Genomic DNA, 25649 nt, shown 5'->3' on the forward strand with positions numbered 1-25649 from the left:
GCCAACGCACCCAACGCGACACCACCATCGGCATCACGCTTGAAATAGATGTTGAAGAACGCCAGGAACCGATGCCAGGCCACACCCATACTCGGCTTGAGTCCGATGGTGATCGCCCACGTCATCGAGATGACGATCTTGACCGTGGCGACGATGTAGATCAGGTTCTCCAGCGTGCCGTCGGAGAGGTCCGCGAACGCGGCCACCAACGGGTAGCTCACCCAGTAGCCCGGCTCGTACGCGTCGACTCCCGCCAGCGCGCCCTCCAGGCCACGCAGCATCATGATGCAGACGCCCACCGAGCCGACCACGAACTCGACGAAGTACGCCTGGCCGAACCTGGACCCGGCGAACCGGCTCTTGCGACCGGGCCGGCGCGGATGGGAGGACTGCCGGATCGCGATCAGCACCAGGATGCCGACGATGGTCATCAGGCCCATGAACTCGGTGAAGACCTCGAACACGTCCCAGTGCCCGAGACCCCACAGCGCGAATTTTGGCGAGAAGAGTTGGCCGTACGCGTTCACCAGGGTCAGGATCAGCGCGCCGAACCCGACCATGACGAACCAGTGCGCGGCACCGACGATGCCCCAACGGAGCATCCGGGTATGCCCGATGGTCTCGGTGAGCATCGTGCGCAGACGCGTGCCGGCCGCGCTGGTCCGGCCGCGCACGGGCTGCCCGAGTTTGACGAACGAGTAGATGTAGGCGGCGGTGCGCCCGAGTAGGGCGAACCCGATCACGCTGATCAGCAGCGAGATCACGATCCCTGCGAGTTGCATGCTGTTCGGCTCCTCCGGTGGGACGTCCCTTCCGGGGCGTGTATCGGCCGACTGGGCAAGGCCGCTCGGGCGCCCTACCCATTGGTAACTTGACCACTGCGTCGATGATATCGGCCCGCCCGACACCGCCGACCTCGCGGGTTTCGCCCGCTTCGCCCCGACCGCGCCGCACGTTCCGATCCGACCGGCCGGCTCGCCAGTTGTGTGACGCACCGTCAGATCAGTCAGCATGCATGCTGCCATGTCGGAGCGTCGAAATCCGCAACAGGTCCCGGCATCGCGCCGTCGTCATCCGGGCACGGGATCGAAACCCTCGGCGCTCAACCGAACTGCGAGCGTCACATGCGATGCGCGTCCTCGGTCGGGTCGTGCCGATCGGTTCGAATTCGGGTTCGCGCCGAACCTGCTCCCGGGCGGCTTCGACCGGCTCCACCAGCGGGTATGGACGTGCACCGGGCACCGACCTCGGCACCGTCCCCGCATGGCCGCTCGCAAACGCTTGACCTGGCGGTCACTCCGAGAAATCGTGAAAGTGCGGAGCGATTCGGGTACTTCGCTCCGGCTCGTCCGATCTTCACGAGAAAGGGTCCCGAATGGCCGTCTCTCCCCCCGCTGATTGGACCACCAGCAGTTATTCGCAGCATCAGAATTGTGTGCAGTGGCGCAGCCCGGATGACGGGGACATCCGTGTCGCCGACTCCAAGGCCGGCCCCGACGGGCGGCAGATCCCGGTGGCACGAACCGCCTGGACGGCGTTCGTGGACGGACTCAAGCGCGCTTGACCCGAGGCCGTCGCCCGGGCGGGGCACCCGCGCACGGGTGCCTTCGCCCGGGGTTCGCGAACGCTGCCAGTTCGGGTTCGCGCGTACGGCTCGCCGCTACCAGGCTTGCGCGGCGCGCCGCTACGAGGCTTCGTGCGCGGCGCGCCACTCGGGGGCGAGGACCGACCAGATCTCGGTGTCCTGGCGCACGCCTCGGTAGGGGTAGTTCTGCCGCTGGACTCCTTCGCGGCTCATGCCCAGGCGCTTGGCCACGTTGATGCTCGGGGTGTTCTCGGCGGGCACCAACCACTCCACCCGGTGCATGCCGCGTTCCCGGATCGCCCAGTCGATGATCACCCGGGCCGCGCGGGTGGCCAGCCCGCGGCCGGCGACGGTCGGTTCCAGCCAGCAACCGGCCTCGCAGTTGCCCGCGGCCACGTCGAAGGTCGGGAACAGCACGCCGCCCACGAGGAGTCCGTCGACCCAGATGCCATACACCCGACCGGCGTCGGCGGCGGTCTTGTCCGCGTAGCCCTGGAGCCACTTCCGGGCGGAATCGAGGTCTGCCGCGACGTCGGGCAGGCCGACGTATCGACCGATGAAATCCCGGCCGCGGTCGATGTGGGCGAGGAACTCCTCGGCCCGCCAGGGCTCCAGCGGCCGCAACTCGGCTCCGTCGCCCAGGGATAGCGCGAACATTCCCGTCCTTCCGCAATGACCGTGCAGGATCGCCGATCGATCATGCGGATTCTAGGACGATCTTGGGTCGGCTCGGACGGTTTCCACACCACGGCGTCACCGCAGACCAGCGCGAGCGCGGTGTTCCACGACCACACCGCGGCCGGAAAGTTGAAGGCGGAGATGACGCCGACCACGCCCAGCGGGTGCCACGACTCGGACAGCCGATGCCCGGGCCGTTCCGCGGGCATGGTGCGCCCGTAGAGCTGCCGGGAGAGGCCGACCGCGAACTCGCAGACGTCGATCATCTCCTGTACCTCGCCGCGCGCCTCGTTCCGGATCTTGCCCCCCTCCAGGGTGATCGGCTCGGCCACGTCCTCCCGGTGTTCGGCGAGCCACTCGCCCAGGCGTTTCGCCAGTGCCCCGCGCACCGGCGCTGGTGTCGTACGCCAGGTCTCGCAGGCCCGCCGCGCGGCCGTGACGGCCTCGCAAACCTGCTCCGGCGTCGAGGAGACGAGCCTGCGCAGCACGCCCCCCGGTGATCGGGGTACGCACGACCAGGTCCCCGGCGTCGGGTCCGGGCGCGGCCCCACAGCGACGCAGGCACGCGTCGGCCCGTGCCCGCTGCGCCTCGGTGTCGGGGAGGCGGGCAGCGGAATCGGGCATGTCGTCTCCTGCTCGGGGCCGCGGCCGGTCGCGGCGTCGCGGGTGTGCGGGAATCACGCCGGTGCGGAGGGTGGCACCGCCAACTCGGTGCGGGCCTCGGCGAGGGAGGTGTCCCGCTGCGCGGCGTAGAGGTCGATCGGGTCCTGTACGGGTCGGCCGATGGTCTCCGCCAGCCAGGGCCGGTCGTAGTGCGTGCCGGAGCGGGTGGCGTCCCGAGTGCCCGCGTCGGTCAGGTTGGATTGGAAGATTCCGGCGGCGGAGCGAGGCAGGAAGTCCTCGTACACGATCGGCTCGGCCTCGATCCAGCCCTCGTCCAGGAGTGCGGCGAGGTCCTGCGGCGGCTGCCGCTCCGTCGGGCGTCGCTCCGGTGCCGTCGCCCGGTAGGTGAAGAACGCCTGCTCGTTCAGGGCCAGTTCGCGCTCGGTGCGGGGGAAGCGCGCGGTCCAGACCGCACGCGCGAGCTCGGCCCGGTCCACCGCCGTGACCCCGGCGGCCCGCCGGTCGGTCTCGGTCATCAGGTCGTCGTACAGCGCCCGGCCGGTCGTGGTGAGCGCGATGCCGCGGGCCTCGACCTCGCCGAAGCGGACCCGCAGTGTCCCGAACTCCGTGCCGCCGTCGGCGGTGCGGAACCGCCGCTTCTCCTCCAGGGCCCGGAAGGAGGTCTGCCGCAGCAGCACGTCGGGGCCGTCCCAGCGGGGTGGGCCCTGGATCTCGTCGATCATGGTGATCCCGCGCCGGCCCATCTCCGCGTAGAGCCGGTCGATGTCCAGCACCCGCGGCGTGAGGTGGTTGATGTGCGTACCGGTCACCCCGCCGATGTCCGCGGCCACCGCGGACACCCGGGCCAGTTCCCGGTACCAGGCTCCGTCGATCGGGTCGGAGGACAACCGGAAGGCGTCGACGGCCAGGGCGAGGAAACGTTCGGCCGGCTCCGGATCGAGCCCGCCGTCGCGCTCGGCCCGATCCGCGAGTTCCAGGAGCTCGGCGGGAAAGAGTTCACGCCGGGCGAGGAAGGCTTCCAGACGTGTCTGGAGATCCTCGTCGAAGAAGCGACGATCGGCGCTGGTGAGCAGGGAGGTGAAGACCCGGAAGGGATTGCGCGCCAACTCCGCCGGTTCGGTAGGCCGAAACGCGGTGGACACCACCGGTACCGAACTGCTGCTCGCCTCGCGCAGGTCGTAGAAGCCGACGGGACGCATCCCCATCGCGCCGAAGATCGCCGCGACCTGCCGCAGTTCGCCGGGTGTGCCGACCCGGATCGCCCCGTGCCGCTCCGCCGCGACCCGCTCCACGCCGCCGAGTCGACCGGCGTCGCCGTCGACCCGCGAGACGTCCTCGTTGATCTCCGCGACGGCGGCCGACAGCGTGGTGTAGGCCGGGACTTCGGTCCCGTACATGTCCGACAGACGGCGGGCGAAGGCGGCCCGCAAGCGCCAGGCGGGTACGGTCCCCATGAGTGCTCCTCGATCGGTCGGCGGCCGGAGCCGGGTCGGCGTCGAGGTCGAGACCTCGCGCCGTGGATCATTCGACCTCCCAGTCGTACCCACGCGCCGGGCGTGCGCACTCCCACCATCTCGCCGCCACGCCCGCCCCGGCGCACGCCGCGCCCGCGGGCCCGACCGTGGTGCGCCGTCCGGGCGAAGCGATCGCGACGCGGCGGCTTCGCGGCGGATGCACGGCGCCGACGCTACACGGATTTGACAAGACACGGAGTGTGCGCTCCTACGCAACGATGATTTGTCGCTTCAGCGATGACCAGACAATCACCGAAGACCTTCGAGCAAGCAAAAACTCGCGCATCATCGATCAATTTCGCTCTTCAACGGCCCGATGCTCCTGATCGGGCATCCGTCCACACTTCGGCAGGGTCGCTCGCAAGGGTGATGGTTCTCCTCGTTGGGATGAATACCCGGGGGTCGGCGTGTGCCGGGCACGAAAGCCTCGTTATCCGCTCCGAAGCCGATCCGCGACCCACACGCTTCGACAAGCACCCCGGGGCCGGCCTGCGCACGCACCGACTTCGGCGGTCGTACGAACCAGGAGCCGATCACGCCACGCACGTCGAAATCCGCATCCGGCCCCGCCCCGCACGACGAACCACGGTCCGCCGCCAACCGGGCGGGCCGCATCCGTCCACGCCCCGTCGTCCTCGCGGCCATCGCCCTCGGCGTCGCCGGCGTCGGCATCGCCGTCGCCTGGACCCGAGCCGCCGGCCAACCGGGATCGGCCACCCTCGCGCTCGTTCTCGCCGCCGTCTCCCTCGTCGTACTCGCGCGCTCCGACCTGGGATCGACGCCGCCGCGGCTGACCGTCCAGGGTCTCCTGGCCATCGCCGTGGGGACCGTGCAGACCCTGTCCTTCCCGCCCGCGGCCGCGCCCTCCCGCGCCCTGTTGTGGCCGCTGCTCGCCTTCCTCGCGATCACCCTCGCCATCACCGTCGGCGTAGCGGTCCGGCAACTGACCGTCCTCGCCCGCTTCGAGGGCGCGTGCGCGCGCCGGGTGCGCACGGCCCTGGACACGTGGTTGATCGGCGCCTCGGTGGTCGGCCTGGGCCAAGCCCTCGCCCGGCACTGCGCCGCCGGCGAACACCGACACGAACCCACCACGGTGACGTGGGTGATGGTGGGGTGGTTGTGCGTCGACATGCTGCTGTTCTGCCTGGCGCCGGTACTGTGCGCCCGGCCCGTGCGGGGGCGCCGAGCCGCCGCGACCCTGGTCGCGCTCGTACCCGCCGTGGTGATCGGCGTCGAGGGCCTCGACGCGCTCGGGCACGCGACGGCCACCTGCACGGATCGGCTCTCGGCGGCGACCCGGATCGCCGGGATGCTGATGATCACGTTCGGGGCCTGCCTGTGCGCCGGCACCCGAACCGCGATCACCGTACGCTGCCGGGCGGCCACCGGTGCGCTGACCGTATGCGTCCCGGTGCTCGCCTGCGTGGCCATCGTCTGTGCCCACACGCTCGCCGGCCACCGACCCGACCGGTTCACCCTGGGCGTCGCCGGCTCCATCGTGGCCGCGTTGTGGATGCGCCAATGCCTGACCCACGCCCGCAACCTGCGACTCGCCGAGCAACTCGCCGCCCGCAGGCCGCACATCCCGCGCCAGACGACCCGGCGAACGCGCTGACGGGCACCGCCGCCGAGTCGCCCCGAACACGCCGGCGCAACCGCCCGGGGCCGCCCGGCACGCGCCGGGCCGACATCCGCCGCCGCGCCTCGGGCCGGTGCGCACCCGCGAACGTCGACTCGCGAGAATGGGCGACCATGGCACCGAAGATCGAACTGCTCCTGCCCACCGCTGCCGACGCTCGGCTGCGCACCGAGGTCCATCACGTCTTCCACGACGTCGCGCGCCTCGGTGGCGCGATCGGCTACCTGACACCGCCGGCCAAGCCCGCCACCGACGCCTGGCTCGAGGACGCCCTCGCCGCCGTCCGGGCCGGCGACGCCGCATTCATCGTCGCCCTGGTGGATGGCGCCGTGCGGGCGACCGGCCTGTGGCGGCGCAGAGCAGAGCCGGTCTTCGCGCACACCGCCGAGGTGGAGAAGGTGATGGCACACCCGGCCGGCCGCGGCCTGGGCCTGGGGCGCCTGCTGATGACGGCCCTGATAGACAACGCGCGCCGGGCCGGGATCGAGACCCTCGCGCTGGGCGTCCGGGGCAACAACCACGGCGCGATCGAGTTGTACGAGGAGCTCGGCTTCACCGTCTGGGGTCGCCTGCCCAACGTCATCGAGATCGACAACGAGCGCTTCGACGACATCCGGATGGCCCTCTCCCTCGGCCACGGCCCCGACGTCGTGCTGCGCGGCTCCACGCCCGGCGGACCGGGCTCATCACCCCGGCGCCCGCTCACCCGCTGAGCGACCCGAGACCGCTGCTCGGCCCCGCCCGACTCGGGACGCCGCCGACTCCGGCTCGTCGTCGGCGCCGCGGAAAGCGGCGATCGTGCCCGGTACCGCCAGCGCGGGCGCGATCTCCAGGATGACGTCGGAGAAGGCCCGGATGCGTGTGTCCGCGTCGTCGCGGGAACGCCAGACCAGGCCGTGCTCGATCGGCGGCATGTCGGGAGCCGGGACGAAGCGGATCTCGGGGTGTTGGTACAACATCGGCAGTTGTGCGTCACCGGGCACCATCGCCCGCCCGGCGGCGACCTGCGCCAGCGCTTGCGGATACGTGGCGCACGGTTCGCCGCGCCGCCCGATCGCCCGCCCGGCGGGGGTCCGGCGGGGCGTATGGAAGTCGGCCCAGGATCCGGGGACCGAGTCGGCCATCGTGACGAACGCCTCCCCCGCCAGATCCTCGAACGAGAGCATGTCGCGTCCCGCGAGGCGATGCTTCGCCGGCAGTGCGATGTACCTGACGCTGCGCGTGATCACCGGGCCGATCGTCAGGTCGGGCTCGTCGACCGGCAGCGTGATCAGCAACAGGTCGGCGTCGCCGTCGCGCAGTTGTCCCACATGGTGGTGCAGGAGGGTCTCCACGACGTGCACCGCGCAGTCCGGGTTGCGCCGCTCGAAGACCTCTCGCGCGGCGGTCACGAAGCGCCCGGCCTGAATTCCCATGAACCCGACGGTGAGCGTGCCGGTGATGCCCCGCCCGGCGAGTTCGGCGCGGTCCATCGCGCGCTGGATGCCCTCGTACAGCGGCACCAGGTCGTCACGCAGCCCGCGTCCGACGGTGGTCAGCTCGACCCGCCGACTGGTGCGTTCGAACAGGGTGACGCCGAGGCGCCGCTCGATCTTCTTGATCGTGGTGCTCACCTGGGCAGTGGACACATACAGGCGCGTGGCGGTGCGCCCGAAGTGCAACTCCTCGGAAAGCGTCAGAAATATCTCCATCTCCGCGCGTTCCATCGTCCCCACCCATTCCCCGGATCCATCACCTGACGTAGACAATCCTCCCGCATCGTTCACACCGCCTGAACAATGGGGCACCGGTCGGGAGGCAGGGGCGGCCGACGGTCACGGTGCTCGCGCGTTCGGGGTGCCCACCCGGCTCGCCGACGCGCCTCGGCTCGGGTACGGGTGGTGGCGATCGGTACGGCGCCGACCCGGTGGGCGATCGGTCGGCTTCCGAGCGCCGTGCGGTAGCGCCGGTTCGTCTCCACGAGTTCCAGGCGCACGATCATGTCGGCGATACAGGCCGAGAGTTCGTGCACGGCGCGCTCCGGCCGAGCGCGGCACGCCGCGCCGCAGCGCTCCGGGCCGATTTGCCGGCGCGCTCGGGAGGAGCGCGTGGGCGGGCGCCCGATCGGCTCCGGGCCACGACCCGTCGCCGACCGGGCATCCTCGACTACGCGAGCAGGTCCTCGTGGTTGTGCACCACCAACCAGTCCTGGTCGAACCGTCGCGCCACCGCCGTGTTGCGGATGTGTTCGGGGGGCGGCGTCGAGCCGTCGGCGGCGGGAGCGAAGTCGACCCGCAGGGTGTAGCGGGCCAGCGCGGTGTCGCCCCAGACGTCGATCACCTCGTCGCTCGCGTGGATCCCGGTGACCACGGGCGCGTCCGGGCCGACCGGTCGCGCGGCACGGATCCGGTCCAGGTCGGCCCGGCCGAAGAGGAGTTCCGGCGCGGCCGAGTCCCAGATGGTGGCCTCGGGGTGGATGCGGGCGTCGATCCGCTCGCGGTCGCCGGCCGTGAAGCCGGCGTAGATGTCGAGCAGGGCGCTCCACACGGCGGCGCGGTCCTCGGCCGACCCTGCGGGTCGGTGCGTGTCGCGCGGGGCGGCGTCGGTCATGGCACGAGTGTCCTTTGCGTCGGGGGTGGGTCGGGTCGCGGACGCGGCGACGGGTGGGGGCCGGCGAGGTGTACCCCCCGGACCGCGTCCCGCGACGGTCAGGCCGCCAGGTCCTCGCGGACGATCCGGCCGCTTTGCATGACGAACGACAACCGGCCGAGCGCCGAGATGTCGTGCAGCGGGTCGCCGTCGACGGCGATCAGGTCGGCGGTGAAGCCGGGCGCGACCTGTCCCAGGCGGTCCTCGGCCTTCACCAGTCGCGCCGCGGTGGTGGACACCGACTGGAGCACGCGCAGGTTGTCCAGGCCGCCCCGGGCCATCAGGAACATCTCGTACACCGCCGCCGGCACGCCCTCGACCAGGTCGGCGGGCGGGATGTCGGTGCCGTTGACCAGTTGTACGCCGGCCGCGACCGCGCGGCGGAAGCTCTCCCGATGCGGTTCGATCGCGTTCTGCGCGTTGGCGATCGAGGCCTCCTCGAAGCGGTTCTCCCGCATCCAGCCCTCCGAGTTGGTTACGCACAACGTCGGGGTCACGAACGCGCGCCGGTCGGCGAGCAGCCGCGCCGTGTCGTCGTCGAGCGCGTACGCGTGCTCGAAGGAGCGCACGCCCTGGGCCAGGGCCGCGCGGATCGCGGCCGACTCGCCGGAGTGGGCGACCACGTACGCGTCGTGCTCGTGGGCGGCCCTGACCGTGGCGGCGATCTCCTCGTCGGTCATCTCGGCGTGTTCGAAGTCCTCCCCCTCGCGCGCCAGACCGGAGTTGATGAAGATCTTCAGGTGGTCGGCGCCGGCCGCCAGTTCGCCGAGCGCGGCGCGGTAGAAGCCGTCCGGGCCGCTCGCGTAGGAGCAGTCCGCGCCCTCGCCGTGCCCGTGCGGTGTGGACAGCGCACGGCCGGCACCGAAGATCCGCGGCGCTTGGATCCAGCCGCGCCGCTGCGCGTCGCGCAACACCAGGTCGATCTGGTTCTGCTCGTGCACGCAGCGCAGCGTGGTGATACCGGCCCGCAGCGCGTCGTGCGCGCGCTGGGCGGCGCGGAACGCGGTCAGACCGGGCGACTCGTCCTCGCGCGTGTCGGAGAACGGGAAGACCACCGACAGATGCGAATGGCAGGAGATCAGCCCCGGCAGCAGGTACCGGCCGCCCAGGTCGTGCGCGTTCGCGTTCGGCGGCAGTGCGGCGCGTACCTCGGCGATGGTCGCGTCCTCGACCCGCACGCTGCGGTCGCGAAGCACCTCGCCCGTGACCACGTCGACGATGTGACAGTTGGTCAGCCACATGAGTGCGCTCACCCGACTTTCTTGAGGTTCGGCGCCAGGACGGAGCACGCGGCGCGCCGGCGCGGAAGGAACTCGACCAGCACGGGTTCGTCGTCCGCGCAGGCGTCGACCGCGATCGGGCACCGGGGGTGGAATCGGCAGCCGGCCGGCGGGAAGGCCGGGTCGGGCACGTCGCCGGGCAGGTCCACGGGCAACTCGCCGCTGCCGTCGGCGCGCGGCACGGCCGCGATCAGCGCCTTGCTGTACGGGTGGCGCGGCTCGGCCCAGACCTGGTCGGTGGGGCCGCTCTCCACGACGGTGCCCAGGTACATCACCGCGACCGTGTCGGCGATCTGCCGCACGATGGAAAGGTCGTGCGAGATGAACAGCAGGCCCACATTGCGCTCGCGGGCCAGTTCGAGCAGCAGGTTGGCCACCGACGCCTGCGCGGAGGCGTCCAGCGCGGCGATCGGCTCGTCGGCGACGATGCAGGTGGGTTCGGCGGCGAGCACCCGGGCGATGGCGATGCGCTGGCGCTGGCCGCCGGAGAACTCGTGCGGGAAGCGATCGGCGAACTCGGCCGGCAGGCCGACCCGTTCGAGCAGTTCGCGGGCCACGCCGCGGCCCTTGTCGCGGGTGCCGCCGGCCAGGACCACCGCGTCGGAGATCTGTTCGCCGACCCGGCGGCGCGGGTTCAGCGACGCGTACGGGTCCTGGAAGACCATCTGGAGGCCGCGTTGCCTCGTCGGGCGCGAGCGCAGTCCGAGTGGGGCGACCGGGCGTCCGTCGAACTCGACGGCGCCCGAGGACGGCTTGAGCAGGCCGACCGCGGCCTTGCCCAGGGTCGACTTGCCACAGCCGGATTCGCCCACCAGGCCGACCACCTGCCCCGGTTGCACCCTCAGGCTCACTCCGGCCACGGCGCGCACGGCGGGCCGACCCGGCGAACGGTAGGACACGCTCACTTCGCGCAGCGTCAGCCCGATGTCCTTGGAGGTGACGGCGATGGTGGAGGTGAGGGAGGACAAGGTCATCGGCTATCCACCTTCGAAGCGGCGACGGCGAGCGGGTCGATCGGGCAGGCCCCGGCGTGGGTGGGGGTCAGCGCCAGCAGTCGCGGGCGCTCCTGTCGGCAACCGTCCACCGCGTGCGGGCAGCGCGGGTGGAACGCGCATCCGCCGGGCGCCTGACCCAGCTTGGGCGGCGCCCCGACGATCGGCACGAGCGCCGCGGTGCCGCCGTCGGGGTGCGGCAGCGCGTCCAACAGGCCCCGGGTGTACGGGTGTCGCGGCTCGCGCAACACGTCCGCGCGCGGCCCGCTCTCCACGATCCGGCCCGCGTACATCACGCTCACGCGGTCGGCGAGCGCGGACATCACACCGAGGTCGTGCGTGATGATCAGCACCGACAGGCCGTTCTCCCGGCGCAGCCGGTCCAGCAGGCGCAGAATGCCGGCCTGGACGGTGACGTCGAGCGCGGTGGTGGGCTCGTCGGCGAGCAGCAGCGCCGGGTCGCAGGCCAGCGCGATGGCGATGGCGATGCGCTGGCGCATGCCGCCGGAGAACTGGTGCGGATAGCGGCGCAGCGCCCGCTCGGGGTCGGGGATGCGCACCGTGGTGAGCAGTTCCACCGCACGGGCGTTGGCCGCGCGTTTGTCCAACTTCTCGTGGTGGCGCAGGTGTTCGGTGAGTTGTTTGCCGATGCTCAGCATCGGGTGCAGCGAGGTCATCGGGTCCTGGAAGACCATCGCCACCCGGTTGCCGCGCAGGTCGCGAACCTGACGCGGCGTCATGGTCAGGACGTCCTGGCCCTCGACGAGCATCCGCCCGCTCGCGCTGCCACCCTGGGGCAGCAGTCCGAGCAGGGCGAGCGCGGTCATCGTCTTGCCGGAGCCGCTCTCGCCGGCCAGGCCGACGATCTCGCCGCGGCCCACGGTCAGGTCGACGCCGTCGATGGCGCGCAGTCGTTCGCCGTCGGGTCCGGGCAGTTCCACGACGAGGTCGCGGATCGCCAGGAGCGGTTCGTCGTCGGCGACCGGCGGGGTCGGGGTGTCGTTCATGTCCGTCACTTTCGGATCGCCCGTGCCGTACGCGGGTCCAGCGCGTCCCGCAGGGTGTCGCCCAGGAAGTTGAAGGCGAGCACCGAGAGCAGGATGGCCGCGCCGGGGAAGACCGCGACCCACCACGCGTCGAAGTTCGCCGAGCCGGCGTTGACCATCGCGCCCCACTCGGCGGCGGGCGGTTGTGCGCCCAGGCCCAGGAAGGACAGTCCGGACAGCAGCAGTACGGCGTTGCCCAGGTCGAGCGCGGCGAGCACGGCGACCGGGCCGGCCAGGTTGGGGCGCAGGTCCACGGCCAGCACCCGCCACCCGGAGGCGCCCAGGAGTCGGTCCGCCTGGACGAAGTCGGATTGGCGCAGGGTCAGCACCAGTCCGCGGACCACGCGGGCGTAGGTGGGCCAGCTCACGATCACCACCGCGAGCACGGCGTTGGTGAGGTTGGGGCCCAGGGCCGCGACCACGGCCATGGCCAGGATGATCGCCGGGAAGGCGAGCACCAGGTCGGCGCAGCGCATCACGACCATGTCGATCCAGCCGCCGAAGTAGCCGGCGACCGCGCCGAGCACGGTGCCGATGACCATCGCGAGCACGACCAGCAGCAGTGCCAGCGGGAGCGAGATGCGGGTGCCGTGGATGACCCGGGAGAGGATGTCGCGGCCGAGTTGGTCGGTGCCGAACCAGTGTTCACCGGACGGCGACTGGTACTTGGGCCATTTCTGGGCGAGCGGGTCCTCGGGCGAGATCACCGACGCGAAGATCGCCGCGATCAGGAAGACGCCGATGATGACCAGGCCGGTGATGGCCAACGGGCTGCGCCACGGCGACTTGCCGGGGCGGCGCTTGCGTCGCGGGGCGGGGTCGTCCGTGCCGGTGCGGTCGGCTCCGAGCCGATCGCCGAGGAAGAGGCGCGTGGCGTTCACGAGAGGCGAATCCTCGGGTCGATGACCCCGTAGAGCAGGTCCACGAGGAGGTTGATCACGACGTACACGACCGCGACGAACAGGCAGACGCCCATGATGGACGGCAGGTCCAGGTTGAGCGCGCTCTTGTACGCGTACTGGCCCAGGCCCGGCCAGGACAGCACGTTCTCGACCAGGACGGTGCCGGCGAGCATGCCACCGAAGGTGAGCCCGGCAACGGTCAGGATCGAGGTGAGTGCGGGTCGCAGCACATGCCGGCGGATCACGGTGGACTCGGGCAGGCCCTTGGCCCGGGCGGCGCGGACGTAGTCGTTGCCGAGGGCTTCCAGGACCGCGGCGCGGGTGAAGCGGGTGAGCACGCCGATGTTGAACGCGGCCAGCACGCACGCGGGCAGGATCAGCCGGGAGAAGGCCTCGCCGAAGGTGCCCGTGTCGCCGGTGAGCAGCGAGTCGAGCGTGTACAGGCCGGTGATGTCCTGGGGTGGGATGGCGCCGGGGGACAGTCGCCCGCCGGCCTGGATCCAGCCGAGTTTGAAGGAGAACAGGTAGAACGCGACCTGGGCGAGCCAGAACACCGGCATGGACACACCCGCGAGGCTGACGACACGGATGATCCGGTCCGGCCAGCGGTTGCGGGTGACCGCCGCGACGATGCCCAGTCCGACGCCGATCACCAGCGCCAACACGATGGCCACCAGGGCGAGTTCGAGGCTGGCGGGGACCCGGTCGGCCAGGTCGTCCCAGACCGGTCGGTGGGTCTGCTGGGAGGTGCCCATGTCGCCGTGCAGCAGGTTGTTCAGGTAGGTGCCGTACTGGGAGGGCAGGGACTCGTCGAGCCCGTTCTTCGCCTTGAACGCGGCGACCGCGGCCGGGTCGTTCTGGGCGCGGTCGCCGAGGTTGGCGGCGACCGGGTCACCGGGCACGGAGTGGGTGAGCACGAAGGCCAGGATCGTGATGCCCACGCACAGCAGCAGACCGACGGACAGCCGCACCAGCACGAAGCGGGCGAAGGGATGGGAGCCGCGCGCGGCCCGGGGGCCGGCGGCCGCACCCTTGCGGGGTGCGGCCGTCCGGGGGGTGCCGCGCTCGACCGTGGGGTCAGCCGAGCTTGTCGACATCGATGTACCAGATCGGGTTGTAGTGCAGGTTCTTCACCGAGTTGTTCGCGGCGATCACCTGTGCGGGCTGGAGGAGCGGGATGAACGGGCCGGTCTTGTTCATCGCTTCCTGGAGCTGCTTGTAGAGCTGGACGCGTTCGGCGTCGGAGGTGGCGACCTTGGCCCGCTGGGCGAGGGCACTCACCTCGGCGTTGCCGTCCGCCTTCCAACCGGCGCGCTTGGCGACCAGTTCACCCGGGGTGAAGGCGAGGTAGTCGCTGGCGTCCGGGTAGTCGGCCTGCCACCACCAAAGGCCCATCGCCTCGGTGCCGTTGCGGTAGGAGTCCAGTGCGGTCTGGGTGGGGGCCGGCTTGAGGTTGACGGTGATGCCGACCTCCTTGAGGTTGGCCTGGACCCGCGCGCCGAGGTCGCCGAAGTTTATCCCGTTGATGGTCACGTCGGAGGCGTAGTACAGGTCGACGCTGGGGTTGTTCAGGCCGGCCCGGGCCAACGCGGCCTTGGCGCGCGGGACATCGCGCACGATCGCCTTGGCCGGGTCGAGCGCGCCGGTGAAGAAGCCGGGCACGATCCCGGCGGCCTGCGCGGAACCGGCGCCGGCCACGTCCAGCAGGCTCTTGTAGTCCACGCCGTAGCGCACCGCCTCCTGGAAGTCCTTGTTGGAGGTGGTCGGCGAGATGGCCGGGTTGTCGTTGGTGAACAGGAACGCGGTGGTGGGCGTGGGCTGTTGCAGCACCTGCGCCTGGCCCTTGACCTTGACCGCCTGGTCCGGCGACATGTCCAGGGAGACCTGGCTCTCACCGCTGAGCACGTTCAACTGCTGGGTGTTCGCGGGCACGTTGCGCACCACGACCTTGGCGTACTTGGGCTTGGCGCCCCAGTACTTGTCGTTGCGGGTGAGGATGACCTCACTGCTCACGTCGTACTTGGTGATCTTGTACGGACCGCTGCCCTGCGAGTCGGTGTTGAGGAACTGCTCGGCCTTGTCGCCCTGGTCGGCGCCGGCCGCGTCGGTGCCGCCGTGCGCGGCGACGGTCGTGGAGTTGACCACGCCGAGCGCGGGGGTGGCGATGCGGAACGGCAGCGCGGGGTCGGCGGCCTCGGTGGTCAGCACCACCGTGTGCTCGTCCTTGGCGGTCGCGGTGACGCCGTCGAGCAGGAAGGCCGGGTTGCCCTTGAGGTTCTTGACCCGGTTGAACGAGAACACCACGTCCTTGGCGGTCACCGGCGAGCCGTCGGAGAACTTGGCCTCCGGGCGCAGCGGGAAGGTGAACGTCTTGGCGTCCGGGGCGACCTCGTAGGACGCGGCGAGCAGCGGCACCGGCTTGGTCACGTCGCCGCCCGCGAAGGTCAGCAGCGTGTCGTACACGGGACGGGTGACCAGGATCCCGGTGGGCTCGAACGTGCGGCCGGGGTCGGCGGTCTTGAGACTGAACGAGGTGTCGACGACGAGCGTGCCGCCGCCCTCCGCGTCGCCGGACTGCTTCTTGGCTCCGCCGCACGCGGCGAGCATCAAAGCGGCGGCGACGGTGACCGCCAGTGGGGCGGCGGCCCGGCGTACGGCCTTGGCCCGGCGACTGTCCCCGATGGGGTGATTGCCCTGCATGGCGCACCTTCCTCGAGCCACCCGATCGGCCGATGACGGAACCGAGTGTTTGATCTGGCTGAACGGTGGGCTCGAAAGTAGGCGTGGCCGAGCGTGATGGTCAATGACTTTCTCGGCCGTCTCGAAATTTGGGACCAAAGATCCATTCAACGTGATCGCACGTCCACGTGGAGCGACGATTTTTCGCCTTGATAACGGTTTGATGACTGCTCAGAGCCCTCTCGGGACCTCGCGGGCGTCATCCGGCGCACCCGTCGGCGGCGTTCACCGCAGTGCCCGGCCGGCGGGATCCACCCGGTCCCACCCCGGTGGCCATCACCCGGACGACACCGTGATCTTGACGGGGAGTCAGCTTCGTGCCTATGTTCGCCCCGAAGCGTTCAACCACATTGAACACGTCATGAAGCACAAGCCAGGATCCGCGAGTCGAGGGTGCTCGGCACCGGAGCGAACGGGGATCGGACCATGCTGGGTGACCGACTGCGCGAGCTGCGCCAGGCGCACGACCTGACCTTGCGTCAGTTGGCCGTCCAAGCCGGTATCTCGGCGGGCATGCTCAGTCAACTGGAGAACGGCGCCGCGGAACCGAGCCTGAGCACCCTGCGCAAGCTCGCCCGCGTCTTCGACACCTCCATCGCGACCCTGTTCGACGATCCGGACGTACCGCGCGTGGCCGTGACCACGCGCGAGCAACGTATGCGGCTCGGCGCGGCCCGCCAGCACATCACCTATTCCAGGCTCACCCCCGGATCGGGCGATCTCGAAGTGCTGGAGGCCGACATCGAGCCCGGCCAGGCATCCTCCGACGAGCCGTACAGCCATCCCTCCACGGAATGCGCCACCGTGCTCGCCGGACGGCTCGACGTCGAGGTGGACGGCCGCGTCCACCACCTCGAGGAGGGTGACGCGATCACCTTCGACTCGCGTCTGCCGCACCGGTTCGTCAACTCCTCCGACGCACCCGCGCGGCTGCTCGTCGCGGTGACGCCGCCGATGCCGTAACCGGCACCGCGTCGCCCGGATCCCGCGTTTGTGCCCCGAAAGGACCCAGGGCATGGATCGCACCACCGTCGACTGGCACGGCTACATACCGGCCGTGACAACCCCCTTCACCTCCCAGGGCGACCTCGATCTCGCGGCCTGGGACGAGCAGTTGGAGTGGTTCGCCGCCGAAAGCGTCGACGGCGTGATCATCGCCGGCACCACCGGCGAGTGGTACACCCTCACCGCGACCGAACGCGCCGCCCTGTTCACCCGCGCGGCCCGCCGGGTACGCGGCCGCTACACGCTGCTCGGCGGTTGCAACGCCTACACCGCGTCCGCCGCGATCGGCCACGCCCGCGCCGCGCGGGCGGCCGGCCTCGACGGCATCCTGCTCACCCCGCCGCCGTACGTGGTGCCCAACCCGCGCGAGACCGCGGCCTTCTACCAGGACGTCTCCGCCGCCGTCGACATCCCGATCTGCGTGTACAACTGGCCCCGCGGCACCGGCCTGGACCTGGACACCGACACCCTGTGCGCGCTGGCCGAGGTGCCCAACGTGGTCGCGATCAAGAACTCCACGGGCGACTTCGGCGCCTTCGTCAAGGGCCTGATCGCGCTGCACGACCGGGTGCGCTACTTCGGCATCACCACCGACCAGGTCGGGCTGGCCCTGATGCGCGGCATCGGCGGCGACGGCCTGATGGGCGCCGGCGCCGTACTCGGCCGCGACCACGCGGCCTTCTTCACCCACCTCGCGGCCGGCGACGAGGCCGCCGCGCTGGCCGTCGGCGCCCGCGACCGGGTGCTGATGCGAGCCTGGTTCACCGCCGACTACGGACCCCGCTTCGGCAGCGCGCCCGCCATCCTCAAGCACGCGCTGACCCTGCGCGGGGTGCCCGCCGGTCACCCCCGTCGCCCGCTGCTGCCGCTGAGCGTCGCCGAGGCCGAACAGGTACGGACCACCGTCGCCGAACTCGGACTCCTGGCCTGATGGACCGCACCGAAGTCCTGGTCGTCGGCGGCGGGTTGCTCGGCTGCGCGCTGGCCTACCACCTCGCCCGCGCGGGTGCCGACGTGCGGGTGATCGAGAAGGATCAGCTCAACCGGCACGCCTCCGGCCAGAACGCGGGCAGCCTGCACTTCCAACTCGAGTACCGGATGATCCAACACGGCCCCGCGGTCGCCGCGCGCGCCGCCGAGGCCCTGCCGCTGCATCTGGACGCCATGCGCTCGTGGGCCGCTCTGGAGGACGAACTCGGCGAACCGTGCGGCGTGCGCCGCGGCGGCGGCCTGATGCTCGCCGAATCCCCCGAGGACATGGCCCTGCTCGCGCACAAGGCCCACCTGGAGCACGCCCACGGACTCGACGTCGAACTGCTCGACGCGCGCGCCACCCACGAACGTGCCCCCTACCTCTCCGACCGGGTGATCGGCGCCGCCTGGTGCCCCGGCGAGGGCAAGGCCGACCCACGCCTGGTCACCCACGCCTACGCCCGCGCCGCCCGCCGGCACGGCGCCCGGATCGACACCGGCGTACGGCTGACCGCTCTGCGCCACGACGGGCGGCGGTGGCTCGCCGAGAGCGCCGGCGGTCGCCGACTGGCCGCGAACGCGGTCGTGGTCGCGGCCGGCGTGTGGACCGGCGAGGTCGCCGCGATGGCCGACATCCGCCTGCCCGTGGTACCCGTCGCGCTCACCATGACGGTCACCGCCGCCGCGCCGCCGCTGATCCCGCACCTGGTCCAGCACGCCGGCCGCCGACTCTCGCTCAAGCAGACCCGCGAGGGCAACATACTCATCGGCGGCGGCCGGGCCGCCAAGTTCGTCCAGCACGCCGGTGCCCTCGACCTCGACGCACGCCCGGAACTGCGCCTGGACTCGGTATTCGCCGGCGCCGACGCCGCCCGGGTGGTGCCGGCCGTACAGCGCCTGCCGGTGCTGCGCGTGTGGTCGGGCGCCACCTCGCTGGCCCCCGACCAGCTCCCGCTGCTCGGCCCCGTCACCCGTCGTCCCGACTTCTACGTCGCCACCGGCGGATCCGGATTCACCCTCGGCCCCACCTACAGCCGACTGCTCGCCGAGCAGGTGCTCACCGGCAGCACCGGTCTGCCCCTCGACGACTACTCCCCCGCACGGTTCGGAGCACTGAACTTTGTCTGACCACCCGGCGCAGGTGTCCATCACGCTCGACGGCCGGCCGCACACCGTGCCGTCCGGCCGCTCGCTGGCCGCCGCCCTGATCGCCACCGACCGACCCGTCACCCGCTACGACCGGGCCGGCCGCCCCCGCGCCCCCTACTGCGGGATGGGCGTGTGCTTCGACTGCGCCGTCACCGTCGACGGCACCCCGCTGGTCCGGGCCTGCCAGGAACCCGTCCGTTCGGGCATGCGCGTGGACACCGGCCGCGGGGTGCGCGCGGGCACGCCGGACGAGAGCGACACGGACACGCGCGACGAAAGCGGCCATGCAGCCGTCATGGGTGCGCGGGACGACGGCGACACGAAGACGCGGGACGAAACCGGCCGCGACGCCCGCGCGGACACGCGTGGCGACGCCCGCCCCGAGGACGTGTGATGAGCGCCGTCGAACCGCAGGTGTTGATCGTCGGTGCCGGTCCCGCCGGGCTCGCCGCCGCGGTCACCGCCGCCCACCATGGCGCACAGGTGCTGGTCGTCGACGAACAGGCCCGCCCCGGCGGGCAGATCTGGCGCCGACCCGACCCCGGAGCGGGCGGCCCCGACCCGCTCGCCGGTCCCGCCTACACCGCCGGCCGCACGCTGCTCGCCCGGGCCGCCGCCCATCCGCGGATCACCTTCGCGCACGACACCACCGCATGGGGCGTCTTCGGCACGCGCACCACGCCCGACGGCTTCGCCGCGCCCCCCGGTACGCCCGTGCCCGAGGGTCCCCGGGTCGCCGTGCACGGCCCCGCCGGAGTGGAAATCCTGCTCCCCCGGGCGCTGTTGCTCACCGCCGGCGCCTACGACCTGCCCGTGCCCATGCCCGGCTGGACCCTCCCCGGCTTCTTCACCGTCGGCGGCATCCAGGCCCTGCTCAAGGGCCACCGCACGCTCGCCGGGCGCCGCATCGTGCTGGCCGGCGCGCACCCGCTGCTGCTGATCGCCGCCGCGCAACTGGTCCGGGCCGGCGCCGACGTCGCCGAAGTCGCCTTCGCTCAGGGTCTGCCCGGCCCCGCCGAGCTGACCCGCGCACTCGCCGCACTGCCCGGCAACCGGGCCAAGGTCACCGAAGGTACGACCGCCGTGCGCACCCTGCGGCAGGCCGGCGTACCGATCCGCACCCACACCCTGATCCTGCGCGCCGAGGGCGCGGACCACGTCACCGGCGCCGTATTGGCCCGGGTCGACCGGAACTGGCGGCCCATACCCGGCACGGAACGCACCGTCGCCTGCGACACGGTCGGCACCGGCTACGGCTTCGTCCCTTCCACCGAGCTGGCCCGCCAGGCCGGGTGTGCCGCGACCTGGAACGGCCCGGCCGGCGGCTGGGTCCTGGTCCACGACCACGCCATGCGCACCACGCTCCCGCACATCTGGGCCGCCGGCGAACTCACCGGCGTCGCCGGCGCCGAACACGCGGTCGCCACCGGCAAACGCGCCGCGCTGGACATCTGCCTCAGCCTCGGCATCCTCACCACCGCCGACCACGATCGGGAACTCACCGCCGTGGACCGTGAATTGGCCACGACCATGCGAATGGCCAAGCTGCTGGAATCCACCTGCGCCCCCGACCGCGCCGCGCTGAACGCACTCGCCGACGACGACACGCCGCTGTGCCGCTGCGAGGAGGTGAGCTACGGGCAGATCCGCTGCACCATGCGGGACAACCCCGGCCTGGGCACCGCCGACGCGGTCAAACTTCTCACCCGCGCCGGCATGGGCCCCTGCCAGGGCCGCATGTGTGGCCCCGCCCTCGTCGAACTCCTGCACCAGGAAACCCACATCCCCCGGGAAACCCTCGGCCCCTTCACCGCCCGCCCCCCGATCAAGCCCCTCCCGCTCGCCGCCCTCGCCGAGGCCCACGCCACCACCACCCGCACGGCCGCACCGCCGATCGACACCGACACCGACATGTCCTAGGCACCCCGGCGTCAGCCCTGGACCTCTCTGCCGGAGCCGGACCAGTTGTCGTGCAGGCGGTCCAGGTACGAACTCGCCTGTGAACCCGGCTTCACACCGCGTGCGAAGGCCGACATACCGGCCGGTCGAGATCGCGACGGCGAAGGGGACCACCGGCTGCTCGCCGTCGAGGAGGTCGGGGTGACAGACCCGGCCCACGTGCCACAGTTGGGCGAAGATCCGGCTTCCGGCGGCATGCACGGCCCGCGTGGTCCGGCGCCACCCCTCGACCTGCGCCGGCTCGGTCAGCCCCGGAACGCCGGGGCCGCCCTTGCCGGGCCGGTGCGGCCGAATTCCCTCGCCGACGATCAGGCCCGCGCCGGCGCGCCGGGTGTAGTACTCGGTCGTGATCGGGGTGGGCACACCGGTGTCGTCGTCGGCCCGCGCGGGATCATCGGCGCCATCGCCGCGCGGCTGGGCAGGCGCAGCGCGGGGCCGCGACAGAGCGCCGGCAGCGGGGACTTCACGGTCCTCCTCACGGCGCGGTGAGCGGCTCGGCCCGGTAGGCGCGGTGCAGCAGATCCATGAAGGCCGGCGACCCGGGCAGGGACACGTCGCCGATGCGGAGCACCTCGACACCCGGCGTCCACGAGTTCATCACCACGGCCGCGGTCAGTGTCGGCAGGTCGGCGGGCGTGATCTCGCGGACCCGTTGCGGCACTCCGAGGCGATCCAGTTGCCGACGGACGATGGCCATCGTGGTCCCGCCCAGCACCTCGGCCTCGGGCCAGATCACCTCGGCACCATCCCAGAACGCCAGGTTCCAGATCGTCGCCTCGCCGAGCCGGCCCCGCCGGTCGACGAAGGCGGCGTCGTCGAAGCCGCGCGCGACGGCTCGGCGCAGGTAGTGGGTCTTGGCCACCTCGCCGACGTGCTTGATCTCCGGGAGCACCCGCTCGTACTCGACCACGTCCAGCGTCAACGGCCCCGTCGGGCCGGTCGCGGGCGGGTCGACACGGACCAGCACTTCGGGGTCCGCGTCGCTCCCGGTCGCGGTGAACTCGCCCACCGGCGAGTACATCGTGGCCGTCAGCGAGGCGTCGGCCGGACCGGCCGCCAGCGCCGCGCGCAGGTGGGACCGTACCCGATCGTCGGACAGCGCCCGCCCGAACAGCCTCGCCGAGGCGCTCCGCAGCCGGCCCAGGTGCAGGTCGAGGCCCCGGATCCGGCTTCCGCGGACCTGCATGGCGGTGAAGTGGGCGTAGCCGGCGAAGGCCAGCGGCGCGAGTTCCTCGGCGGTCGCCGGCCGGCCGTTGCGGTGTGCGACGGGGGTCGCACGCACCGGTGGTGTCGTGCCGCCGGGTGTCATGTGCCGGAGGGTCTCGTTCTGGGGTGTCGTCGTGGCGGACGGCGCGGTCGGGACGGTGTCGGTGCTCATCTGAAGTCTCCCCGCATCGTGGTCGGTCGCCCCCGCCGACGGCTCGCTCGGAGGGGGTGGCCACGAGCCTGCCGCACCTCGGCCGGGTCACCCAGAGCCCTGTTCGGCTTACGACCGGTGGTCCTACCACTGGCAGGGTCAGGCTCGCCCACCCTCGTGGTCCTACCACCGGAGATAATGGGCGGCATGAACGATCGGCCCGACAACACGGCGGCGGAGGCGGCGGATCTCGGCGGCGAGCCGATCGATCCGCGTGCCGAGATCAGCGAATTCCTGCGCAACCGCCGCTCCCGGCTGCGGCCGGAGGATGTCGGCCTGACCGGCTCGACCGGGCGGCACCGGCGCGTACCGGGACTGCGCCGCGAGGAGCTGGCCCAGTTGGCCGGCGTATCGGTGGCTTACCTCACCCGGCTCGAACAGGGCAAGGGCCACAACGTGTCGGAGGAGGTGTTGGACGCGGTCGCCCGCGCCCTGCGGCTGACCGACGCCGAGCACGCGCACCTGAACCACCTCGTCCACTGCCAGCGCCGCAAGCGCGCCTCGCCGCCGGAACGGCAACAGGTGCGTCCAGCGCTGCGGGGGCTGCTGGCCTCGCTGGAGACGGTGCCCGCGTACGTGACCGGGCAGCGCACGGACATCCTCGCCTGGAACCCGATGGCGGCGGCCCTGTTCGGCGACTGGGACCGGTTGCCGGCCCGGGAGCGCAACTGGGCGCGGCTGGTGTTCCTGCGGCCGGACCAGCGCGGGTTGTTCGTGGATTGGGAGGCCAAGGCCGCCGATATCGTCGGCGCCCTGCGGTTGGACGCCGGCTGCCACCCGGACGATCCGCAACTGTCCGCGCTCGTGGGTGAACTCTCGGTCAAGAGCGAGGAGTTCCGCTCCCTCTGGGCCAGGCACGAGGTCAAGGAAAAACACCACGGCGCGATGCACCTGCGGCACCCGCTGGTCGGCGACCTGGCCCTGTCCTTCGAATCCCTGCGCCTGCCCGACGACACCGAGCAGTCGCTGACGATGTACCACGCCCGACCGACCTCGCCCACCGCGGAGAACCTGCGCCTGCTGGCCAGTTGGGGCGCGGACACGGCGACCAGGGAAGAACCGGCACCGCGCTCCTGATTCCCCGCGGACATCCCGAGCCGGAGCCGACCGCCCCGGCCGCGGTGTGCCGTGAGCCGTGGGAACCGGCCACCAGGACCGCGCCGAAGGCCGACTACCGGAGTCCGACCGCCGGTGCCGTGCCGAGCCGAATGCTCACCTGGGAGCCCACATCCCGGAAGCCCAGCGCGAGCGCCACTCGCTGGGATGGCTCGGGCCGCGCTCGCCATCGCGGAAGCAGGCCGGCGGCCAGGGCATGGTGCACCGCGGCCGATGCGACCGTCCGCGCCAAGCCGCGGCCTCGACTCCCCGGTGCCACCAACACACCGTGTTGCGCCACGGCCCGGGGCCAGACCTCGTAGCCGGCCGCCGCAACCACTTCAACACCTTCACGGACCACGAAAACCGGGGATCTGACGTCCGCCAAACCACTCTCGTCCGCGTCCAGCGTGTCGACCCGGGCCAGGAGTGCGGTCATCTCGGCATCGTCGCAAGCCACTTCCTCGACTTCGGCGTCGCCACCGTTGGGCTGGAAAGCCGCGCGGTCCAGATACAGGAGCGAGGCCGGGCCCAAGAGGTCGAGAACGGGCAAAAGCCCCCGCAACCGGTCGGCGTCGACAACGGCGACGTCGTCCGCGACGTCGGTGGGCAGGCCGAGCGCCTCGGCGAGCACCTCGACCGGGCCTGCGGCGCCCGCCGACGCGCGTTCCGACAGCGCCTGCGGATCGACGCGGGCCGACGCGGCGACAGCCAGGGCACGTCGGCGCTCGTGCGCGGCGCCGGAGGCGAACCGCGCCACGGACGCGCGCAGCCGGGCCACGCCTCCCGGCGGCGCGTCGGGCACGGACGGAACGGTGTAGGCGGGATCGGCCGGTACGGCGGGACTTCGCAGGGTCATGGGCCCATCCTGACCTCGGGATGTTACGGCGCACGCCGAAGCTCAGACGGCCGATTCGACCGGTTGGGGGTGCGGTGGCGGACCGGGCGGCCGGGGCCGGCGTGGCGCCGCCGCGGCCAGGGCGGTGACCCGCTCGTGCACCCGCTCGACGTGGGCCGCGGCGTCCGGGCGCAGCAGGGCACCGCGCAGGATGTGGGCCTCGTTGCGATCGGCGACCGCGCGGGGGTGTCGGCGGACGAAGTCCAGGACGCGCACCGACGACGTGCTCAGGTGGGCCGGGTGTTGGGCGCCTCCGGTGTCCGCGCGCAGCATGTGCCGGCCGGCCGCCGTCACCGATGACATCCGCGGGTGGGGCTCGCCGGTGAGAGGTACGAAGGTCAGGACGTCCAGTTCGGGTTCCTGATACAGCATCAGCTCCGGCTCGGCGTCGATCAGGTCGCGCCAACGGCGGGCGCCGCGCAGGCCGGTCACGAGCACCTCGCCCAAGCCGTCCGTCGTCGGCGGCAGCGCGCGCAGGGTCAGCCACAGCGCGGCGGCCGGGCTGCCGGACCGGGCACGATCCGGGTCGAACACGCCGGGGAGTCGCCGCGCAACGGACCCGGGCTGCTCCTCACCGTCCTCGTCGCCGTCGCCGGCACGCACCAGCAGTACGCCGCACGGGTTCGGGTGCAGGCCCTGTCGGTGCGGGTCCACGAGCACCGAGTCGCAGTCGGCGATGGCACGCAGGTGCCGGGCGGCGGGCGTGCCGCGAAGTTCCTCCGCGTCGGCCAGCAGGGTGAAGAACCCGCCGTAGCCGGCGTCCACGTGCACGCGCACGCCGTGCTCGTGGCACAGCGGCAGGATGTCGGCGATCGGGTCGACCGCCCCGAGCGTGGTGGTGCCGGCGGTGACCACGACCGTGCCGACGCGTTCCCTGCGCAGCACCGTCACCAGCGCGTCCGGGTCCATTCGGCCGGCGGTGTCGACGGAGACGGAGTACGCCGGAACACGCAGCAGCTCGCACATACGTTCGTGGGCACCGTATCCGTCGGCACTGTGCGCGATGCCGACCTCGGGGTGGGCCTCGCGGGCCGCCCGCAGGGCCTCCAGGGCGGCGATGTCGCCGCCCGAGGTGAGCTGCCCGTGCCACGTGGCAGGGCCGAACATCGCGGCCAGGCCGGCGACGACCTCGTCCTCCAGCGCGGCGGTGGTCGACTCGTCGTCGCACGCCCGATCCTCCGGATCGACCAGCGTGGCGGCCAGCAGACCGAGGAGCGCGGCCCGAAGCGGCGGCCGGACCAGGTGCCCGGCGTAGGCCGGATGCGAGAACGGCCGGCCCGCCCGCAGGTGCTCCGCCAGCACCGCGTGCCGCGAGTCGTCGCCGGCCTGCGCGTCGGCCCACGCGGACCACGTGTCGAATGCCTCGGTCAGCCGGCCACGGGTATCCATGATGTCCCTCCGGATGCAGCGGTTGACGGGGCGCCCGGCGGTTCGGCCGCCGCGCCACGCGCCCGTCGTCCACGCGTCGGGACAACCGCGCGAGGATCGGGTCGAGCGGAACGCAGAATGCCGCACTACCGGCGCAAA

Annotated in this window: 22 protein-coding genes and 3 pseudogenes; 9 read left to right on the forward strand and 16 right to left on the reverse strand. The window is 72.0% G+C overall.

All coding sequences use genetic code 11. The features are described from left to right. Nucleotides 1-782: pseudogene (locus ACIBSV_RS34125) on the reverse strand (Fe-S oxidoreductase); the annotation flags it as partial. A 593-nt stretch (nt 783-1375) separates the two neighbouring features. Here ACIBSV_RS34125 and ACIBSV_RS34130 point away from each other — a divergent pair. After that, entirely contained in the window at nt 1376-1564 is a 189-nt protein-coding gene (locus ACIBSV_RS34130; protein WP_395870020.1) for a DUF397 domain-containing protein, read from the forward strand. Nucleotides 1565-1684: 120 nt separating this feature from the next. On the opposite strand, the gene ACIBSV_RS34135 is transcribed toward ACIBSV_RS34130, so the two are convergent. The 3 genes and pseudogenes from ACIBSV_RS34135 to ACIBSV_RS34145 all read right to left on the reverse strand — a co-directional run bounded on the left by ACIBSV_RS34135 (nt 1685) and on the right by ACIBSV_RS34145 (nt 4341). After that, complete coding sequence (locus ACIBSV_RS34135) at nt 1685-2242, reverse strand: GNAT family N-acetyltransferase (protein ID WP_395870022.1); 558 nt, start codon at nt 2240-2242, stop codon at nt 1685-1687. 65 nt (nt 2243-2307) lie between these two features. Continuing rightward, nucleotides 2308-2887 (reverse strand): annotated as a pseudogene (locus ACIBSV_RS34140) (aldehyde dehydrogenase family protein); the annotation flags it as partial. A gap of 53 nt (nt 2888-2940) precedes the next feature. Next, nucleotides 2941-4341 carry a 2-oxoadipate dioxygenase/decarboxylase family protein gene (locus tag ACIBSV_RS34145; RefSeq protein ID WP_395870024.1) on the reverse strand — a complete coding sequence of 467 codons (1401 nt, stop codon included), beginning with the start codon at nt 4339-4341 and terminating at the stop codon, nt 2941-2943. Between the two features lie 469 nt (nt 4342-4810). On the opposite strand from ACIBSV_RS34145, the gene ACIBSV_RS34150 reads away from it, so the two are divergent. Next, nucleotides 4811-6016, forward strand: a complete 1206-nt coding sequence (locus ACIBSV_RS34150) for a hypothetical protein (RefSeq protein ID WP_395870025.1) — start codon at nt 4811-4813, stop codon at nt 6014-6016. Between the two features lie 137 nt (nt 6017-6153). Continuing rightward, nucleotides 6154-6753, forward strand: coding sequence for a GNAT family N-acetyltransferase (locus ACIBSV_RS34155; protein ID WP_395870026.1), 600 nt, complete (start codon nt 6154-6156; stop codon nt 6751-6753). On the opposite strand, the gene ACIBSV_RS34160 is transcribed toward ACIBSV_RS34155, so the two are convergent. From ACIBSV_RS34160 to ACIBSV_RS34195, 8 genes are all read right to left on the reverse strand, one after another. Beyond that, a complete protein-coding gene (locus ACIBSV_RS34160) occupies nt 6727-7731 on the reverse strand; it encodes a LysR family transcriptional regulator (protein ID WP_395870027.1) in 1005 nt (334 codons plus the stop codon). The genes ACIBSV_RS34155 and ACIBSV_RS34160 overlap by 27 nt on opposite strands. A gap of 454 nt (nt 7732-8185) precedes the next feature. Further along, the gene (locus tag ACIBSV_RS34165; RefSeq protein WP_395870028.1) at nt 8186-8629 is read right to left on the reverse strand and encodes a DUF4440 domain-containing protein; all 444 of its coding nucleotides are present in this window, start codon (nt 8627-8629) and stop codon (nt 8186-8188) included. Between the two features lie 98 nt (nt 8630-8727). Next, complete coding sequence (locus tag ACIBSV_RS34170; protein WP_395870030.1) at nt 8728-9921, reverse strand: amidohydrolase family protein; 1194 nt, start codon at nt 9919-9921, stop codon at nt 8728-8730. Next, a complete protein-coding gene (locus ACIBSV_RS34175; protein WP_395870031.1) occupies nt 9918-10922 on the reverse strand; it encodes an oligopeptide/dipeptide ABC transporter ATP-binding protein in 1005 nt (334 codons plus the stop codon). The genes ACIBSV_RS34170 and ACIBSV_RS34175 overlap by 4 nt, the downstream gene beginning before the upstream one ends. Next, nucleotides 10919-11947: an ABC transporter ATP-binding protein gene (locus tag ACIBSV_RS34180; protein ID WP_395870033.1), complete on the reverse strand. Its 1029-nt coding sequence runs from the start codon at nt 11945-11947 to the stop codon at nt 10919-10921. Before ACIBSV_RS34180 ends, ACIBSV_RS34175 begins: the two co-directional genes overlap by 4 nt. A 5-nt stretch (nt 11948-11952) precedes the next feature. Next, nucleotides 11953-12867, reverse strand: coding sequence for an ABC transporter permease (locus ACIBSV_RS34185; RefSeq protein ID WP_331770472.1), 915 nt, complete (start codon nt 12865-12867; stop codon nt 11953-11955). After that, complete coding sequence (locus ACIBSV_RS34190) at nt 12864-13985, reverse strand: ABC transporter permease (protein ID WP_395870035.1); 1122 nt, start codon at nt 13983-13985, stop codon at nt 12864-12866. The genes ACIBSV_RS34185 and ACIBSV_RS34190 overlap by 4 nt, the downstream gene beginning before the upstream one ends. Further along, nucleotides 13966-15588, reverse strand: a complete 1623-nt coding sequence (locus ACIBSV_RS34195; protein ID WP_395870036.1) for an ABC transporter substrate-binding protein — start codon at nt 15586-15588, stop codon at nt 13966-13968. Before ACIBSV_RS34195 ends, ACIBSV_RS34190 begins: the two co-directional genes overlap by 20 nt. A gap of 465 nt (nt 15589-16053) precedes the next feature. Here ACIBSV_RS34195 and ACIBSV_RS34200 point away from each other — a divergent pair, with 465 nt between their 5' ends. From ACIBSV_RS34200 to ACIBSV_RS34220, 5 genes are read left to right on the forward strand one after another with little or no spacing between them, the layout of a single operon-like run. Continuing rightward, nucleotides 16054-16590, forward strand: a complete 537-nt coding sequence (locus tag ACIBSV_RS34200) for an XRE family transcriptional regulator (protein ID WP_331770475.1) — start codon at nt 16054-16056, stop codon at nt 16588-16590. A 52-nt stretch (nt 16591-16642) separates the two neighbouring features. Further along, nucleotides 16643-17563 (forward strand): dihydrodipicolinate synthase family protein, encoded by a 921-nt coding sequence (locus ACIBSV_RS34205; RefSeq protein WP_395870038.1) that lies wholly within the window; start codon nt 16643-16645, stop codon nt 17561-17563. Continuing rightward, nucleotides 17563-18732: an NAD(P)/FAD-dependent oxidoreductase gene (locus ACIBSV_RS34210; protein WP_395870040.1), complete on the forward strand. Its 1170-nt coding sequence runs from the start codon at nt 17563-17565 to the stop codon at nt 18730-18732. Before ACIBSV_RS34205 ends, ACIBSV_RS34210 begins: the two co-directional genes overlap by 1 nt. After that, nucleotides 18725-19147: a (2Fe-2S)-binding protein gene (locus tag ACIBSV_RS34215; protein WP_395870042.1), complete on the forward strand. Its 423-nt coding sequence runs from the start codon at nt 18725-18727 to the stop codon at nt 19145-19147. The genes ACIBSV_RS34210 and ACIBSV_RS34215 overlap by 8 nt, the downstream gene beginning before the upstream one ends. Continuing rightward, nucleotides 19147-20673: an NAD(P)/FAD-dependent oxidoreductase gene (locus ACIBSV_RS34220; protein WP_395870044.1), complete on the forward strand. Its 1527-nt coding sequence runs from the start codon at nt 19147-19149 to the stop codon at nt 20671-20673. The genes ACIBSV_RS34215 and ACIBSV_RS34220 overlap by 1 nt, the downstream gene beginning before the upstream one ends. 216 nt (nt 20674-20889) lie before the next feature. Here ACIBSV_RS34220 and ACIBSV_RS34225 read toward each other — a convergent pair. Both ACIBSV_RS34225 and ACIBSV_RS34230 read right to left on the reverse strand, forming a co-directional pair. Beyond that, nucleotides 20890-21291 (reverse strand): annotated as a pseudogene (locus ACIBSV_RS34225) (hypothetical protein); the annotation flags it as partial. Further along, nucleotides 21188-22021 (reverse strand): aminotransferase class IV family protein, encoded by an 834-nt coding sequence (locus ACIBSV_RS34230; RefSeq protein WP_395870322.1) that lies wholly within the window; start codon nt 22019-22021, stop codon nt 21188-21190. The pseudogene ACIBSV_RS34225 and the gene ACIBSV_RS34230, both read right to left, overlap by 104 nt. A 255-nt stretch (nt 22022-22276) precedes the next feature. Between ACIBSV_RS34230 and ACIBSV_RS34235 the strand changes: the two genes are divergently transcribed. Next, nucleotides 22277-23206 carry a helix-turn-helix domain-containing protein gene (locus ACIBSV_RS34235; protein ID WP_395870046.1) on the forward strand — a complete coding sequence of 310 codons (930 nt, stop codon included), beginning with the start codon at nt 22277-22279 and terminating at the stop codon, nt 23204-23206. Between the two features lie 94 nt (nt 23207-23300). On the opposite strand, the gene ACIBSV_RS34240 is transcribed toward ACIBSV_RS34235, so the two are convergent. Then, the gene (locus tag ACIBSV_RS34240; protein ID WP_395870047.1) at nt 23301-24083 is read right to left on the reverse strand and encodes a GNAT family N-acetyltransferase; all 783 of its coding nucleotides are present in this window, start codon (nt 24081-24083) and stop codon (nt 23301-23303) included. Between the two features lie 42 nt (nt 24084-24125). Further along, on the reverse strand, nt 24126-25511 hold the full coding sequence (locus ACIBSV_RS34245; RefSeq protein WP_395870049.1) for an aminotransferase class V-fold PLP-dependent enzyme: 1386 nt from the start codon (nt 25509-25511) through the stop codon (nt 24126-24128). Between the last annotated feature and the right edge of the window lie 138 nt (nt 25512-25649).

It is taken from the genome of Embleya sp. NPDC050154, assembly GCF_044460165.1.
GTDB lineage: Bacteria > Actinomycetota > Actinomycetes > Streptomycetales > Streptomycetaceae > Embleya.